Origin of the sequence: Sphingomonas montanisoli, assembly GCF_008274695.1 — a bacterium.
Taxonomy (GTDB): Bacteria; Pseudomonadota; Alphaproteobacteria; order Sphingomonadales; family Sphingomonadaceae; genus Rhizorhabdus; species Rhizorhabdus montanisoli.
Genome location: NZ_VTOU01000002.1, coordinates 548,239 through 564,582, shown reverse-complemented (window position 1 = coordinate 564,582; position 16,344 = coordinate 548,239). Strand labels below are relative to the sequence as shown.

Sequence of the window (16,344 nt, the reverse complement as noted above, 5' to 3'; positions counted from 1 at the left end):
GCCCCGGCTTTCGCCGGGGCGACGCTTTTACTTGGTCCAGCGATCCATCCAGCCGAGCACCTCATGGTACCACTGGATGCTGTTCTTCGGCTTCAAGACCCAGTGGTTCTCATCCGGGAACATCAGCAGTTTCGACGGGATCTCACGGCGCTGGGCCGCGGTGAAGGCGGCGAGCCCCTGGGTGTAGGGGATGCGGAAATCCTTCTCGCCATGGATGATCAGGATCGGCGCCTTCCAGCTGGCGACATGGTTGACCGGGTTCCACTTCTCATATTCGGCCGCCTTTTCGAAATAGGGGCCGCCATGTTCCCACTCGTCGAACCATAGTTCTTCGGTTTCGTAAGCCATCGCGCGCGCATCGAACACGCCGTCATGGTTGATCAGGCACTTGAACCCGTCGGGCCAGTTGCCCGCGATCCAGTTGATCATATAGCCGCCGTACGAACCTCCGGCCGCGCAGGCCCTTGTCCCGTCGAGCCAGGCGAACTTCGCGGTCGCGGCCTTGAAGCCGGCCTTGAGATCCTCAAACGGCTTGCCGCCCCAATCCTGGTTGATCGCGTCGGTGAAGCCCTGGCCGTAGCCGGTCGACCCGTGGAAATCGACCATCACCGCGCCATAGCCATGTCCGGTCCAAAGCGCCGGATTCCAGCGATAGGACCAGCCATTACCGAAGCTGCCCTGCGGCCCGCCGTGGATCAGGAAGGCCATTGGCACCTTGGCGCCTTCGGGCGTGCCCGCAGGCTTGAGCGCATAGGCCCAGACGGTGTCGCCCTTCGCGCCCTTGAACGAGAAATGCTCGACGCTCGGCCAGTCGATCCCCGCCAGCTTGGTCTCGTTCACGCCGGTCAGCTGGATCGGCATCGCCCGGCCCTGGATGCGCCAGAAATCGTTCGGGGCGGTCAGCGTGTTGAGCGTGTAGATCACGCCCTTGCCCGTCGGGATCACCGTGCCCACCGTGCCTTCGCCGGTCAGCCGCCACGGCTTGCCATCGGCAATGTCGACGCGAAACAGCGGTTCGTCGCCCGTATCCTGCGCGGCGACATAGAGCGATCGGCCGTCGGGCGCCCAGTCGATCGAGGCGGCCGATCGGTCCCATCCTTCGGTCAGCGCACGGACCTTCCCGGTCTGAAGATCGCGCAACATGATGGTGAGCTTGTCGGCTTCATAACCAGGCCGCTTCATCGCGGTCCACGCGAGCCAGCGGCCATCGGGCGAGACAGCGGGGGTGGTGTCGGTCGCCTTGTTGTCGGAGGTCAGGTTGACCGGCGCGGTCGATCCGTCCGCCGGCACGGCGAAGATATCGAGATTGGTCGACAGCGGTTCGATCCGGCCCGCCTCGCGCAGCGCGAAGTAGATCGTCTTGCCGTCGGGGCTCCACGCGATTTCGGTGCCGCCGCCAAAGGGCTTCGACGGCGTATCGCCGACGAGCGCACCGACCAGCGGGGTGCCATCGCCCTGTGCCTTTCCGCCGACGATCGGCAGCACGAACAGCTGCGAACGCTGCCCGTCGGCCCATGCATCCCAGTGGCGGACGAACAGTTGCTCGTAGGTGCGTCCGCTGCCCGCATCGGCGGGGTTGCCGGGCTTGGTGTCGGTCAGCGACCTGGCGCCGACCGGACGATCCGCCCATACGAGCAGCTTGTCGCCGGTGGGGCTGAGCTTGAAGCCGCCGATATCGGCCTTGAGCACCTGGGTGGAGACGCCACCGGCGGAGGAGATGCGGTACACGCCGTCCTTGCCGGCATAATAGACCCACTTGCCGTCGGGCGAGAAAGCGGGCGAATTCTCGCTGACCGCCGGATCGGCGATCAGCTTCGTCGGGCCCGCGGCCGACTTCGACAAATCGAGCCGCCAGAGGTCGCTGGTGCCCTTGTTGGTCTTGAGGTCGGTCTCGCGCTGATCCCACACCAGCCAGCGCCCATCGGGCGAAACCGCGGCGGATCCGGTGCGGGAGAGCGAGACGACGTCTTCGATCGTGAGCGGACGGGCTTCGGCTGCGGCCGACAGCCCCGCGAGGAGGCTTATGGCCCCGAGCAGTGCTTTGTTCATGGGCGCAACGCTAGGACCGCGCGTCCCGGATCGTCAATCCTCGGCGTCGCGGATGCGGGCAATCTCTTCGCGGACGAGCTTTTCGGTGATCGCGGGAAGATGGGCGGCGAGCCAGTCGGACACGAGGCCGCGCACCAGCCCTTCGACGGTCTCACCCGAAAAATGGCCGGCGATCGGCGCCACCGGAGCGGCCGGCGCAGGCGCCGTCGCGATCGTGGGCGCCGCAACCGATGGAATCGCACGCGGCACGGGCGCGGAGATCGGTGCAGCCGATAGTGTTTCAACCGGTGTCGGGCGCGGCGATACGGCACCGACCCGCGCATTGGCCACAGTCTGACGGAAACGATCGGCGGGGCGTTCGCCCGTCGGCGGTGACGGACGCGCTGGTTGCGGCACCAAGGTCGGCACAGGCGGGGCCGTCGACGCAGGCGCCGGATTGGTCAGTTCCAGAACCGAATCGTCAGGCGCGGGATCATCGAACACCGGCGGACGAGGCGCCGGGATGCCTGCGGGTGGCAAAAGGGAAGGACGCGGCGCGCCGGGCGCATCATCGGCGATGATGCGCTTGATCGACGCGAGTATGTCTTCCATCGATGGTTCGGGACGGGCTTCGGCCATATCCCGCACGATGCCCTATTTCTGCGGCACTGTCACCTTGTCGACCGGAACGACCGCCGAAACGCTGGGCTCGGCCCGGGTCGACGTCGCGATCGGCCTGGGCCGCTCGCGGCTATCCCAGTCGAAGAAATTGGCGCGGGCATGTTTGTAGTTCACGGTCGGATCGTAGAGCGACCCGCCGTCGAGGCCGAGATCCTTCGCCCCGGCATGCCCCATCGCCGCGAGCAGGGTGAAGCCCGCGACATAAGCGTCGCGGCGCGCGGTCACGAGCGTCGAGCGCGAATTGAGCAATTCCTGCTCCGCATTCAGCACGTCGAGCAGATTGCGCGTGCCCACGCCCTGTTCGGCCTTCGATCCTTCAAGCGCGAGTTCGTTCGCCGACACCGCGACTTCGGACGACTTGATCACACCCAGCGCCGCTGCGTAGCGCGAATAAGCGACGCGCGTATCGGCGATCACCCCACGCTCGGTTGCGGTGAGGTTTTCCAGCGCCTGGCTCTTGCGCGCCTTTGCCTGGCGCACGCGCGCGCCGGGCTCACCGCCCTGGTAGATGGGCAGGCTGCCGCGCACGCCGATCGTGGCGGTCTTGTCATGCTGACGGAAGTTGGCGCCGACGATGCCGCCGCCCAGCGTGCCGCGATAGTCGATATACTGGCCCTCAGCGAAGCCTTCGAGTTTGGGCAGGCGCTGCGCCTGCGCCTGGCCGATATCATAATCGGCGGCATGCGCGGCTTCCTTGGCCGATGCCAGCGCCGGATTGTCGGTGATGGCGACATCGACGGCCTCTTCGGTCGTCGCCGGCAGCGCCGGCAGCGGCGGCGGCGGTTCGAGCGCGTCGGGGAACTTGCCGACAATCTCGAGATAATTCTGGCGGCTGGCGTCGAGCTGCGCCTGCGCGGCCTGCAACTGGCTGCGCGCGAGTTCGAGCCGCGCCTGCGACTGGGCGACGTCGGTGCGGGTGAGATCGCCCACCTCAAACCGATCGTTGCTGGCCCGCAGGTTGGTCTCGAGTACCCTCACGTTGCCGCCGTTCAGGTCGACGATCGCGGTGTCGCGGATCACGTCCATATAGGCCGCGACGGTCGAGGCGAAGACGTTGAGTTCAGTCGTCTGCAGATCGGCGCGGCCGGCGAGCACGCGCGCGTCGGCCGCCTTGATCGCGTTGCGAACGGCGCCACCCTGATAGATCGGCATCGTCGCGTTCGCGCCGGCGACGAACGCCTTCTTCGGCGCGGAGAAGCTGTTGACCGAACGCTGAACGAAGCTGCTGTAGCTCGCGGTCGTGCCGACGTTGGGCAGGCCGCCGGCGCGCGCGATCGGCACGTTTTCGTCGATCGCCTGCAGATTGGCACGCGCGCCCGTCAGCGTCGGGTTGGTCGCATAGGCTCGGGTCAGCGCATCGCGCAGCGTATCGGCCCATGCCCCGCTTCCCGTCAGCGCCGCGGCCATTGCCGTCAGCGCCACCGCAGCTTTCGTCACCCCCCTGACAGTCACTCGATTTGAACCTTTCCGGATCAGAATTGGAAGGCGCGCGGCCTGGCGAAACCAGACAGCACCACCGCATCGGCATCGGCGAAGGCACGATAGCCGAAGCCCGTGCCGCCGCGTGCGCCGGCCACAAGGCGCACAACCCCATTTTCGACGATCGCGCCGACAAAGCGGCCGCCATCGGCCAACTGATCGGTCAGCGCGGCCGGCACCTGTTCGATCGCGCCATCGACGACGATCAGATCATAGGGCGCCGAGGTGGGTGCGCCCGCCGTTAGCGGACCTTCGACCCATTCGGCCGCCGGAACGTTCGCACGCCCCTGCGCGACGAGCGTCGCATCCTCCTCGACCGCAACCACAGTCGCGCCCAGCGCGATCAGCAGCGCGGCGGTATAGCCGCTCGCAGCACCGATCAGCAGTACGCGATCGCCCGGCTGAATTTCCGCCGCTGTCAGCAAGCGCCCCGTCACCATCGGCGGATTGAGCGCACGGCCACCGCCCAGCGGCACCGCGATGTCGAGATAGGCGAGCGGAGCCTTGTCCGCCGGCACGAAGCCTTCGCGCGCGACCTGGCCCATTGCGGCGACAACGGTCGCATCGCTGACCCCGGTGGTGCGAAGCTGGCTGACCACCATCGCGCGGCGCAATTGTTCGAAATTCTGCTCGGTCACTGCCTATCCCTGACTCGGGGCCATCCCCGAAACTGGTGTATTGTCACTACAATACAGCCTGAGCCTGTTCAAGCCCCGGTGCGTGCGTTTCCTTGGACGAAGCGCCAGCGGCCCGCAAGATGGCTGCGGCAAAGCGGATGCAGTTGGCAGAACGCCGTCGTCGCTTGATCGAAGCTTGGGGGGGCGGGAGTGGATTTGGAGGCCCGAGCCGGAATCGAACCGGCGTGCACGGATTTGCAGTCCGCTGCGTCACCACTCCGCCATCGGGCCGAGAGCGCGCGGGATGGCGATACCCCGCGCGAATGTCAACGGGGATCGGGACGCGTAGCGCCGATAGGCCGTCGATGTCGATGAAAGGCGGCCGTCGGGCAGGCCCGATTTTCCCACTATCACGGTCTAACCCGGTGCCGGGATTGCGGCAGGCCGGGGCCCCGCCCCCATGAAGGCTGCCCTCGAATCGCATCGGAGGAGCAGAGCGAGCGGATCCCCATCGTCGAGCCGGCCGGTCCGGTCGCGGGCCGGCGATTTTCCAGAAGGTCGGATCAGGCGCGACTTCTGGTTCCTCACCGGCCCGCATGTCTATGCAGTCCCGATGCACGAACAGCCTCAGCCCACCCGCCGCACGTTCGCTTCGAATGGTATCGAGCTCAGCTATCTCGACTGGGGCAACCACCACGCGCCGCCACTGATCCTGCTCCACGGCAACCGCGATCATGCGCGTAGCTGGGACTGGGCCGCGCGGGTGCTGCGCGACGACTGGCATGTCGTGGCGGTCGATCTGCGCGGTCATGGCGACAGCGGCTGGTCGCCCGAGCGGCGTTATGACTTTGCGGCGTTCATCGTCGACCTCGTCGGGCTGATCGCGCATCTGGGCGTAGAGAAGGTGACGATCCTCGCCCATTCGATGGGCGCGCACCTCGGGCTGCGCTTTGCGGCCGTCTATCCCGACCTGGTGTCGCGCATGATGCTGGTCGAGCCGGTCGGCGCGCCGATCGAGATCGAAGCGGCGATGAACCGCCAGACGCCCGCCGAACGAATCCGCGAATGGGTGCGCGAAACCAATGCGCTCGCCAGCGCCCCGGCCCGCCGCTTCGCGACGCGGGATGAGGCGCTGGCGCGGATGAAGGCCGGCAATCCGGCCCTGACCGACGAACAGGCGCATCACCTGACAATCCACGCGCTCGCGCCCTCGGGCGATGGCGGCTGGCGCTGGAAATATGACCCCGTCCACGTCCGCCCGCCCTTTCCCGACATCGGGCAGGCCGACATCGACGCGCTGTGGCGCGCGATCCGCTGCCCCACACGCTTTCTCTATGGCGCCGAAAGCTGGCCCTCCTCGCTTCCCGCCCGGATCGCGAGCCTGATGCCGGACGCGGAGCGGGTGGTGCTGGAAGGTGCGGGACACTGGCCGCACCACGACCAGTTCGACCGGTTCATCGCCGAGGTACGCGCCTTCCTGAACAGCTGACGAAAAGGGCGCGGCCGGGCCTTCGACCTTGCCATGGCGGGCAGCCCTGTTGCATGCACGGGCATCGCCCGATCCTGTGTGTCACGGTGCGATGTAAGAGATTATTCTTGCGGCCGATGGTAGAAACGTCGCGGCGATCTTGGGGGCATCGATAATGTCGGAGAGCGGAACTCTGCTGTTGCGGATTCGGGATGCGAGCGCGGTGCCGGGTGGCACGCCGCGTACGTTCCGGCTCGATCGACACGGCGCCGTGATCGGCCGGGCGGCCGGGCTCGACTGGACCCTGCCCGATCCCGACATGTATATCTCTTCGCGCCATTGCGAGGTCGAGTATGTCGGCGGCGGCATGTACCGCCTCGTCGATCTCAGCACCAACGGCACCTATCTGAACGGCGCGCAGGAGCGGATGGCGACCGCCAAGATGCTGACCGAGGGCGACGCCTTCCGCGTCGGCCGCTTCGACATCGACGTGCTGCCGGGATCGGCCTCCGCCGAAGAGGAGCCCGCCCCCGAGGCCGCGCCCGCAGCTTCGCCCGGCTGGGATGCTGCGCCTGCCCCCGCCGAACCCGCGCCTCCCGCTCCCGAGCCGGTCGCGGAGGCAGCACCGCCTGCGCCCGAACCTGCGCCTGCGCCGATCGAGGCTGCCAAAGTCGAGGAAGCCTGGGTCGCCCCGACCCCGGTCGAGGAACCCGCCGCACCGCCTGCCCCGGCCGAGGCCGTCGCGCCCGTCGAGGAGCCGGCGCCGATGCTGCCGCCCGAACTGCCCGCAATCGATCCGGCGGGCGAGGCAGAGCCGGTCGCAGCCGACGGCGGCTGGGACACGATCGAGGACGATAATGCCGTCGACTGGAGCCGCGGCTTCGGCGAGGAGAATGCCGCCGCAGCACCTGCGGGCGACGTTCTCGCACAACTCCTGAAGGCCGCGGGCCTGTCGCGCGACGACGTGAAGGGCGATGACGATGCGACGATCGAGGCGGCGGGGCTGCTGCTGCGCCAGCTCGTCGGTGGCCTCGTCGTGATGATGGAGGCGCGCGCCCGCGCCAAGGCGCAGATGGGGGCGCAGAACACGATCTTCAGCCGTGACGGCAACAATCCGATCAAGTTCGCGATGTCGCCCGCGCATGCGCTGGCGCAGATGCTCAGCCCGCCGGTCAGCGGCTTCATGGGCGCCGAGCGCGCGGTGGAGGACAGCTATCGCGACCTGCAGGCGCATCAGATCGCCACGCTCAAGGCGATGCAGGGTGCTCTGCGCTCCACGCTCGACCGCTTCTCGCCCGATGCGATCAAGAAGCGGGCCGAGACCAAGGGGCTTATCGCGCGTATCCTGCCCGGCGCGCGCGCATCCGCCCTGTGGGAAGCCTATGAACGCGAGTTCGGCGGCGTGGCGCAGGGTTCGGACGAAGCCTTCATGGACATCTTCGCCAAGGAATTCCGCAAGGCTTACGAAGCCGAAGCCGCCAAGGGCGCAAAGTAATTACTCGATCCGCGTGACCGCGCTCGCCAATCGGGTGAGCGCGGGGACGTGGCGCAGCAGACCGACCAGCGGCCCGGCGAGCATCGGCATCTCGCCCATCCGACGCAGCAGCGACGCGGCCACCACCGGACGTTCGGCGCGGCGCGCGAACCCCGCCTGCCACTCGGTGGCGCCCTCCGGCCCATTATGCAGGAAGCAGTTGACCGCGCGCATCGCGCTGGCGAGCGCGATGGCGACACCGTCACCCGCCAGACTCGCGATCACCGCCGCCTGATCGCCCAGCCGGAACAGCCCCGTCTCGGTCTCGTGTGCGCGCCAGCCATACGGAATGCGCGCGATGCTGGCCCACCCCGACAGCCCCACCGCCGCGCCGATACGCTCGCCGAGCAAGGGCGCTTCCTCGGCCAGGGCCGCGAGCAGGCGATCGGGCGAACCGGCCTCGCGCACCCGGCTCTGTGCAACCGACAGGCATAGATTCGCGCCACCATCCTCCTGCAGCAGCAGCCCGGCATAGCCGTGATCGAACAGATGCAGCTCGATCATTCCGTCGAGCGCGGCACGCAGCGCCGGCGTCGGCTCCAGCCGGACGCGCAGCCCGAGCGCCGGATCGGCGTCGAGCGCCTCGGTGGGGCGCATGCTCCCCCGCACATCATGCTTGCCGGTCGCGAGGAACAGCGCCTCGCCTTCGATCGCATGGCCATCCGCCAGATGGAGGCAGCGCCCATCGACGCGGCGGATCGCGACGCCGCGTTCGACGCACGCCCCCTCTGCGATCGCGCGGTCGAGCAAGGCGGCATCGAGCGTGCAGCGCGACAGGCCGGCGGCGACGAACGGCAAGCCGGTTTCCGCCACCTGCCCGCGTGCGATAAGCCGGACGTTGTGGATCGCCGGCGCGCCCAGGGCGGCGGGATCGATGCCCAGCCGGCCGAGTAGCCGGATCGCGTCACCGGCGAGGAAGCCGCCGCAGACGACGTCCTGCGGCCCGCGCGCACGCTCGATCAGCACCGGCATCGCGCCGCCATGCGCGAGCAGGATCGCGGCGGTCGCCCCCGCCGGCCCGCCGCCGGCGATCAGTGCAGGCGCGCGACGCATAATCGAAACGGGACGTGCCGCTCGACCGACACGGTGGATGGATCGAGCCCTGCCGCAGCTATCATCGCGTGCCATTCCGGCGGGCGGAAACCGCGCGCGATCGAGAGTTGCCCATCCTCGCGTACGATCCGGTGCCAGCCCATGATGCGGGCGAGGATCGGATAACCAAGATAGGGCAGACAGTGGCGATGGATATCGTTCACGAACCAGCCGACGCGCGCGGCGCCGTCCATCGTCCGCAGGAAATCGATACGCTCATCGTCGCTCATGTGATGCGTAACGAGGCTGCTGACGATCAGGTCCGTGGCCCCGATATGATCGCGATAATCGCCGGTCAGATACCGGATCGGCATCGCATCGGGCGTCGCCGCGCGCGCAATGCCCTCGCTCTTCGGATTGAGATCGACGCCGATCAGGTTCGCCTCGATCCCGCGCTTCGCCGCCCAGCGTGCGATGGCGCGGAGCATGTCGCCGTCGCCAAAGCCGACGTCGAGCAGGGTGAAGCGGCGGCGATCGCCCACCGCGCGATCGAGGAAAGCCAATGTCGGCCGCGCGGCCATCGTCCACCAATTGACCTTGGCGAGATCGGTGAGGACGCGGGCATATTCGGCCGGATCGAGATCGGCCGCATCCATCTGCTCCTCTTGCGTGGCACGCTTCATAGCAGCCGGAAATCGAAGCCCTCGGCGGCAAGGCCGGGTCCGAAGGCCAGCGCCATACCGCTACCCGACCCTGTCCCGGCGAGGATCGCGGCGAGCACGAACATCAGGGTCGACGAGGACATGTTGCCGAACCGCGCCAGAACGTCGCGCGACGCGGCAAGCGCGCCTTGCGGCAGTTGCAAAGCGGACTGGACGGCATCGAGGATCGAGCGACCACCGGCATGGACCGCCCAATGGGCAATATCCTCCACGGCGCGATCACCCAGCAGCTTCTGCCGGAAGGCAGGTTCTTCCAGCGCCGCGCCGATCCGGACGGGCACCTCGCCCGACAGTTCCATCGCGAAGCCGGTGTCTCCGATCGTCCAGGTGATGAGCGGCCCGCTGTCGGGCAGGGTCGCCGCGAAGAAGCGATCGAGTGCGATCCCGCCCTCCTGCGCCATCACCAGGGCGGCCGCCGCGCCATCGGCGAACTGGAGCATCGCGAGCAGCCGTGGAACGGCGCCGGTGTCCTGCAGGTGGAGCGAACAGAGTTCGACCGTGACGACCAGGATGCGCGCCGCCGGATCGGACCGCGCAATATGGTGTGCGACGCGCAGCGCCGCGACCGCGGCATAGCAGCCCATGAAACCGACCAAGGTCCGCTCAACCGATCCGTCTAGACCGAGGTTCGCGGCGATGATCTGATCGATGCCGGGCGCGACGAAGCCGGTGCAGCTCGCGACGACGAGGTGCGTTACTCCATCGATCGACGCCCGCCCCTCCAGATCGCGGATCGCGGCGAGCGCGAGGCGCGGGGCATGATCGGCATAGGCGGCCATCCGCGCGGAGGTCGGCTCTGCCGCGGCGGCCTGCGGAGCAAGCGGGTGCACCGCCCAGCGATGCTCGATCCCCGACCGCGCGGCCATACGCGCGAACAGAGCACGCTCGCGGCTGTCGGCAATCTTGTCCGATGCCCACTCGATGAAGGCGCGGTGCACGTCCCGGTCTGGGATCGCGGTGCCGATTGCGTGAATGTGGGCGGTCATCGGCAGCCTTTCCCACCGCCGTCATCCCAGCGGAAGCTGGGATCTCAGGTGGCTCTTGCGACCAACTCGTCTCCCCTCTCCCGAGATCCCAGCTTTCGCCGGGATGACGGAAAAGTGTCACGCATCGATCACCTCGTCATCGACCATCGCCGCATTCGCCTGAATGAAGGCGAAGCGGTGCTCGGGATTCTTGCCCATCAGCCGCTCGACCAGATCGCGCGTGCCTGCGCGCTCCTCATATTCCTGGGGCAGGACGACGCGGAGAAGGGTGCGCGTCTTGGGGTCCATCGTGGTTTCGCGCAGCTGCATCGGGTTCATTTCGCCCAGGCCCTTGAAGCGTGCGACTTCGACCTTCTTGCCCTTGAAATCCTTCGCCTCGATCCGCGCGCGATCGGCGTCGTCCATCGCGTAGAGGCTCTTGCTGCCCGCGGTCAGGCGATAGAGCGGCGGCTGCGCGAGATAGAGGTGCCCACGCTTCACCAGTTCGGGCATCTCCTGAAAGAAGAAGGTCATCAGCAGGGTCGCGATATGCGCGCCGTCGACGTCGGCGTCGGTCATGATGACGATGCGTTCGTAGCGCAGCAGATCGGGGTTACACTTGTCGCGCAGGCCACAGCCCAGCGCCTGCCCCAGATCCTGAATCTCCTGGTTCGCACCGATCTTGGCCGCATTGGCGCTGGCGACGTTCAGGATCTTGCCTCGAATCGGCAGCACCGCCTGCGTCTTGCGATCGCGCGCCTGCTTGGCGGAGCCTCCCGCCGAATCGCCTTCGACGATGAAGATTTCGGTGCCCGACGGATCATCGTTCGCGCAGTCGGTGAGCTTGCCCGGAAGGCGCAGCTTGCGCCCGCTCGTCGCCGTCTTGCGCTTGACGTCGCGCTCGGCCTTGCGGCGCAGGCGATCGTCCATCTTGTCGAGGACGAAACCGAGCAGCGCCTTGCCGCGCTCCATATTGTCGGCGAGGAAATGATCGAAATGGTCGCGGATCGCGGTCTCGACGAGGCGCGCGGCATCGGCCGATGTCAGCCGGTCCTTGGTCTGGCTCTGGAACTGCGGGTCACGAATGAACACCGACAGCATCTGTTCGGATCCGACCATGATGTCGTCGGCGGTGATATCCTTGCCGCGCTTCTGCCCGACCAGATCGGCGAAGGCGCGAATGCCCTTGGTCAGCGCAGCACGGAGGCCCGCTTCGTGGGTGCCGCCATCGGGGGTCGGGATCGTGTTGCAGTAATAGGAATAGCTGCCGTCCGAATAGAGCGGCCATGCGACCGCCCATTCGACCGAACCCTGATTGTCGCCCGGGAAAGCCTGCTTGCCCGTGAAGAACTGGCTGGTCGCGCATTCGCGCGCACCCACCTGTTCGGCAAGGTGATCGGCAAGGCCGCCGGGAAACTGGAACACCGCCTCAGTCGGCACCTCGTCTCCCGCGACGGCGGGGTCGCAGCGCCAGCGTATCTCGACGCCCGCGTAAAGATACGCCTTCGACCGCGCGAGCCGCATGAGGCGCGCGGGGCGGAAACGGGCGCTGTCGCCGAAGATTTCGGGATCGGGGGTGAAGGACACGCTGGTCCCGCGCCGGTTGGGCGCCGCGCCAACCGAGACAAGGCCCGACGTCGGATGCCCGCGCGAGAAACTCTGGCGGAACAACTCCTTGTTGCGTGCAACCTCGACCACCGTATCGGTCGACAGCGCATTGACAACCGACACGCCGACGCCGTGCAGGCCGCCCGACGTGGCATAGGCCTTTGCGCTGAACTTGCCGCCCGAATGGAGCATGGTCATGATGACTTCGAGCGCGGATTTGCCCGGATATTTGGGGTGCGGATCGACCGGCATGCCGCGGCCATTGTCGGTGATGGTCAGCCGATTGCCGGTGCCCAGCGCCACTTCGATCCGGTTCGCATGGCCCGCAACCGCCTCGTCCATCGCATTGTCGAGGATCTCGGCGGCGAGGTGATGATAAGCGCGCTCGTCGGTGCCGCCGATATACATGCCCGGACGACGCCGGACAGGCTCCAGCCCTTCCAACACCTCGATCGACGAGGCGTCGTAATTTCCGGAACTGGTGGACGGCGCGGAGGCGAAGAGATCGTCGTTCGACATGTGGTGGCGACTATATGCCGCGCGACGAACGGAAGGAAGAGGCCGATGTAACGGTGAAAGCCACTCGGGTTGTGGGTTTTGTGGCTTTTGAAAAGCGCCCGAGCGACAGCGAGAGCTCAACAGAATGCTTCACAGCGCCCTCCGAATCCCATTTTAAAAGACCAGAACAATAGAACAAAAAGAGAACTTTGTCAAACCCAATCGCGCTTCTGCCTGGGCCTTGCACGACCAATTGCGCGGGCTGCGCCATGCGGAAGGCGCGTTTCGAAATAGCTGAGTTCGGTAACTGCCTCGGGATCGCCAGCCTTTGCGCCAAGCTTCAGCCAATGACGATAACCGGCCATATCATTCCGATTGAAACAGCTCATCGCCAGATGCTGCGCGGCGCGCGCATCGCCAGCACGAAATGCGCGACGGTAGAGGCCAGCGGCGCTGAACGCGTCGGCGCACCGGCCAAAGGCATCCAGACGATTGTCATGGGAAAGCCAGTCCGCCAGTTCGATCATAGCGTCGGCATGCCGCCGCAAAGCCAGGTGCCACATGATCGGCAACCACAGCCCACCTCTCCGATCTTCGCGGATTTTCAGGGCACGCAGATATAACGCTTCAGCTTTGGCGGGATTCATTGGCTGATCCTCGCACAACCGCATCTGCTTCGCTACGCGCCCACCGCAATGGCGGCATGCCGCCGGTGCGCGGCGATGCACGAAAGAACACTCGCGACGACCAGCCCGAACGCCGCGCATTCGAGCGGGTGCGGCAGGCGCGCTTCCCAGACGAAGCCGTAGATCAGCGCGAACAGGGTTTCGAACAGGATCATCTGCCCCACCATCGTCAGCGGCAGCAGGCGGCTCATCCGGTTCCACAGCGCGTTGCCGATGATCGACGCGAAGATCGCGACACCGATCGACACCGCGCCGAAGCGGAGCCACTGGTCAGGCGCGTAGCCCGTCGAATCGATCATCAGACTGACGGGGATCAGCAGCACCGCCTGCGCACCGGTGACAAGGCCGAGCAGCAGGTTCCAGTCGTGCGCCGAGACATGATCGAGCCGCGCCAGCGCCCGCGCATTGCCCACCGCAAATGCCGTCCACGATGCGAGCGCGCCGATCGCGCAGAGCAGGCCGATCAGCGACGAACGCCCCGAACCGCCGAGGGCCTGCCAGCCGATGCAGACAGCGCCCGCCGTACACAGCAGCAGCGATGGCGCGAGCATGCGCAGCGGCACTGCGCCATGATCCCGGCTTCCGATGATCGTCACCGCAACCGGCAGAAAACCGATGACGAGCGAGGTCATCGCGATCCCCCCGGTCTGCACCGCTGCCGACAATAGGATATAGTAGAGCGTGTTCCCCGCGAGCGCGAGCCAGCCGAGCGAGCGCCATTCGCGCAAAGTGATCTGGGGGCGAAGCGCGTTCCAGCGCGGCGCGATCAGGCCCAGCGCGATCAACCCATAGGCCAGATAGCGCCCGATCGCGAGTTGCAGCGGGGTGAAGTCGCGGACCAATTCGGGCGCGAGAAAGACGAGCCCCCACAGAGCGCCCGCCCCCATGCCGCAGGCCAAACCCGCATATCGCCGTCCGCTATCCATGAGCGGAGCGATATCATCATGGGCGTGAGCCGTGCGCTCTTGATCGGGGCGCCAAATGCAACAAAAACCCACTCATGCCCCGCAAAGCCCCGCTCGACAGCTTCGACCGCGCGATCCTGCGCATTGTCCAGCGCGACGCCAAGGCGCCGCAACGCCAGATCGCCGAAGCGGTCAACCTGTCCGCCGCCGCCGTCCAGCGCCGGATCGCGGCAATGGAGGCCGCCGGGATCATCGAGCGGAACGTGGCGATCGTCGATGCCCGCGCGGTGGCGATGAGCATCACCGCGATCGTCGAGGTGACGTTGATCAACGAGCGCACCCACACGGTCGACCACGCCAAGGCGCTGTTCGAGGCCGCGCCCGAAGTCCAGCAATGCTATTATGTGACCGGCGGGATCAGCTTCGTGCTGGTGATCGTCTCCGCCGACATGGCGACCTACGAAGCGACCACCCGCCGCCTCTTCTCCACCAACGAAAGCGTCGCCAGCTTCCGCAGCCTGATCGCGCTCGACCGCGTCAAGACAGGTGCGGAGATCGAGATTCCGTAATCAGACCAAAGCCACGCTATCGGCTCGTCCATGACCAACCGAAACGCTTGGAGGGTGCCCAGCGCCCGACTAGCGGTTTCAGATCAACAATTCGCTCGACCTTGATCCACCGGAAACCTTGACGGCCAGGGTAAAGCGCACGCCGCCCTACGAACTCGACATCGAAGAAGCATGCGCTGCTATCAACACCACATTCGATACGGGGGAGCGCCCCAGTCAATCTTGGACTGCCCTCTACAAGGATAGGTTTCGCTACCCTTGCCCCAGATGCGAACTGGTTGGTTTCAAAGCCCGCTTGCCAGACGCCTCGAAAAATCTCTCGATCGCCAAACGCATAGCAATCTGCCGGACTTTTCAGCTCGTAATAGTCTTTTCCGTAGCTTTCCATACAGGCCCAGCTTTCGAGGCCCAAGGCTACGAGCAGCTTATCAGAAGCACTGTGATAGGCAGCAGGCGGGGGCGAAGAACCGCAAGCCGAGAGTATGAGCAGCGGAAGACTGCCCAACCACCTCACCCGCAGTTGAGGTCCTGCACTACGCCCTTGTCGTCGAGCTTGAGGTTCAACCGGTCCTGACGGAAGTCCATCGTCACCATCGTGCCGGGCTTGATGACTCGAACCGAGCGGGCGCCAGCGGCGGCGCGGGCTTCGTCGGCTACCTTGTCGCCAGGCTTGCCGATGAAGGCGCGGGCGGCGGCGAGGTTGCAGGTGGCGCCCTCGGCGGGGTCTGCAGGCGTATCGGCAGGCGGAGCCAGCGCCTGCCCACGTTCGCCGAACGGGCCCTTGTCTTTATATTTGCCGGCGTCGGCCGCCTTGGGGGCCGCTGCGCAGGCCGACAGGGCGATCGCCGCCGTCAGCAGGATCGCCCTTTTAGTCATATCAGCGAACGCGCGGCCCGCCGAAGGGCAACGGCGGCGGCGGACGGCGATCACGACGCGGCAGCTGCGCCTGATAGGCGACCGAGCAGTGCGACAGGCAGTATGGGAAGCCCGGATTGATCGGCTGACCGCAGAAGTGGAAATCGGGCTCGCCCGGATGGCCGAGCGGCCACTTGCAGATGCGGTCGTTCAGATCGAGCAGGCCGGTCTTGTCCGCCATGTCGGCCGAAGGCTTGGCGGGGACGAGGCGGCGCGGCGGCGCGGGCGTGATCGGCGCAGACTGTTCGCCAGGCGCCTGACGCTGGAAACCGCCGGGGCCGATCGAGCGGACCATCGGCTGCGGAGCCGCAGTCGGCGCAGGAGTGGCTGCGACAGGCGCAGGGGCCGGAGCCGCCGGTGCGACGGGCTTCGGCGCGGCCACGACGGGCGCGGGCTTTTCGACCGGTTTTTCAGGCGGTGGCGCCGCAGGCGCGGCAGCGGCCGGAGCAGCTGCGGCGGCACTGGCATCGCCGCCCTTCACCGGAGACGGGCGCGCCTCCAGGCCAAGGCGATGCGCCTTGCCGATCACGGCGTTGCGGCTGACGCCACCCAGTTCTTCAGCGATCTGGCTGGCGGTCATGCCCTGACCCCAGAGCCGCTTCAGCTGATCGATCCGTTCGTCCGTCCAGGCCATGAG

15 protein-coding genes and 1 tRNA gene are annotated in these 16,344 nt (G+C 66.8%); 3 read left to right on the top strand and 13 right to left on the bottom strand.

The features are described 5' to 3' along the window. Positions 1–27: 27 nt before the first annotated feature. The 5 genes from FYJ91_RS08450 to FYJ91_RS08430 form a co-directional block, all read right to left on the bottom strand. Positions 28–2,049 carry a dipeptidyl-peptidase 5 gene (locus FYJ91_RS08450; protein WP_149521821.1) on the bottom strand — a complete coding sequence of 674 codons (2,022 nt, stop codon included), beginning with the start codon at positions 2,047–2,049 and terminating at the stop codon, positions 28–30. 33 nt (positions 2,050–2,082) lie between these two features. After that, positions 2,083–2,667, bottom strand: coding sequence for a DUF2497 domain-containing protein (locus FYJ91_RS08445; protein WP_149521820.1), 585 nt, complete (start codon positions 2,665–2,667; stop codon positions 2,083–2,085). Positions 2,668–2,682: 15 nt separating this feature from the next. After that, positions 2,683–4,161 carry a TolC family outer membrane protein gene (locus tag FYJ91_RS08440; protein WP_246152536.1) on the bottom strand — a complete coding sequence of 493 codons (1,479 nt, stop codon included), beginning with the start codon at positions 4,159–4,161 and terminating at the stop codon, positions 2,683–2,685. A gap of 20 nt (positions 4,162–4,181) precedes the next feature. Beyond that, positions 4,182–4,826: a protein-L-isoaspartate O-methyltransferase family protein gene (locus FYJ91_RS08435; RefSeq protein WP_149521819.1), complete on the bottom strand. Its 645-nt coding sequence runs from the start codon at positions 4,824–4,826 to the stop codon at positions 4,182–4,184. Positions 4,827–5,022: 196 nt separating this feature from the next. Continuing rightward, positions 5,023–5,096 (bottom strand) — tRNA-Cys (locus FYJ91_RS08430). Positions 5,097–5,418: 322 nt separating this feature from the next. On the opposite strand from FYJ91_RS08430, the gene FYJ91_RS08425 reads away from it, so the two are divergent. Further along, positions 5,419–6,294, top strand: a complete 876-nt coding sequence (locus tag FYJ91_RS08425; protein WP_181008403.1) for an alpha/beta fold hydrolase — start codon at positions 5,419–5,421, stop codon at positions 6,292–6,294. A gap of 154 nt (positions 6,295–6,448) precedes the next feature. Further along, positions 6,449–7,768, top strand: coding sequence for a type VI secretion system-associated FHA domain protein TagH (gene tagH / locus FYJ91_RS08420; RefSeq protein ID WP_149521817.1), 1,320 nt, complete (start codon positions 6,449–6,451; stop codon positions 7,766–7,768). Here the strand turns inward: tagH and FYJ91_RS08415 are convergent, their stop codons facing one another. The 6 genes from FYJ91_RS08415 to FYJ91_RS08390 form a co-directional block, all read right to left on the bottom strand. Next, positions 7,769–8,860, bottom strand: a complete 1,092-nt coding sequence (locus FYJ91_RS08415; RefSeq protein ID WP_149521816.1) for an NAD(P)/FAD-dependent oxidoreductase — start codon at positions 8,858–8,860, stop codon at positions 7,769–7,771. Further along, positions 8,839–9,522, bottom strand: coding sequence for a methyltransferase domain-containing protein (locus FYJ91_RS08410; RefSeq protein WP_246152535.1), 684 nt, complete (start codon positions 9,520–9,522; stop codon positions 8,839–8,841). Before FYJ91_RS08410 ends, FYJ91_RS08415 begins: the two co-directional genes overlap by 22 nt. Further along, a complete protein-coding gene (locus tag FYJ91_RS08405) occupies positions 9,519–10,547 on the bottom strand; it encodes a type III polyketide synthase (protein WP_149521815.1) in 1,029 nt (342 codons plus the stop codon). The genes FYJ91_RS08410 and FYJ91_RS08405 overlap by 4 nt, the downstream gene beginning before the upstream one ends. Before the next feature lie 117 nt (positions 10,548–10,664). After that, positions 10,665–12,653 carry a DNA topoisomerase IV subunit B gene (gene parE, locus FYJ91_RS08400; RefSeq protein ID WP_149521814.1) on the bottom strand — a complete coding sequence of 663 codons (1,989 nt, stop codon included), beginning with the start codon at positions 12,651–12,653 and terminating at the stop codon, positions 10,665–10,667. 191 nt (positions 12,654–12,844) lie between these two features. Further along, positions 12,845–13,279, bottom strand: coding sequence for a hypothetical protein (locus FYJ91_RS08395; protein ID WP_149521813.1), 435 nt, complete (start codon positions 13,277–13,279; stop codon positions 12,845–12,847). A 32-nt stretch (positions 13,280–13,311) separates the two neighbouring features. Beyond that, positions 13,312–14,244 (bottom strand): DMT family transporter, encoded by a 933-nt coding sequence (locus FYJ91_RS08390; RefSeq protein WP_149521812.1) that lies wholly within the window; start codon positions 14,242–14,244, stop codon positions 13,312–13,314. 74 nt (positions 14,245–14,318) lie between these two features. Here FYJ91_RS08390 and FYJ91_RS08385 point away from each other — a divergent pair, with 74 nt between their 5' ends. Continuing rightward, complete coding sequence (locus FYJ91_RS08385) at positions 14,319–14,792, top strand: Lrp/AsnC family transcriptional regulator (RefSeq protein ID WP_149521811.1); 474 nt, start codon at positions 14,319–14,321, stop codon at positions 14,790–14,792. A gap of 510 nt (positions 14,793–15,302) precedes the next feature. On the opposite strand, the gene FYJ91_RS08380 is transcribed toward FYJ91_RS08385, so the two are convergent. Together FYJ91_RS08380 and FYJ91_RS08375 are read right to left on the bottom strand one after the other, a co-directional pair. Continuing rightward, the gene (locus FYJ91_RS08380; RefSeq protein ID WP_149521810.1) at positions 15,303–15,668 is read right to left on the bottom strand and encodes an I78 family peptidase inhibitor; all 366 of its coding nucleotides are present in this window, start codon (positions 15,666–15,668) and stop codon (positions 15,303–15,305) included. Position 15,669: 1 nt separating this feature from the next. Next, complete coding sequence (locus tag FYJ91_RS08375) at positions 15,670–16,341, bottom strand: GcrA family cell cycle regulator (RefSeq protein WP_149521809.1); 672 nt, start codon at positions 16,339–16,341, stop codon at positions 15,670–15,672. Positions 16,342–16,344: the final 3 nt, after the last annotated feature.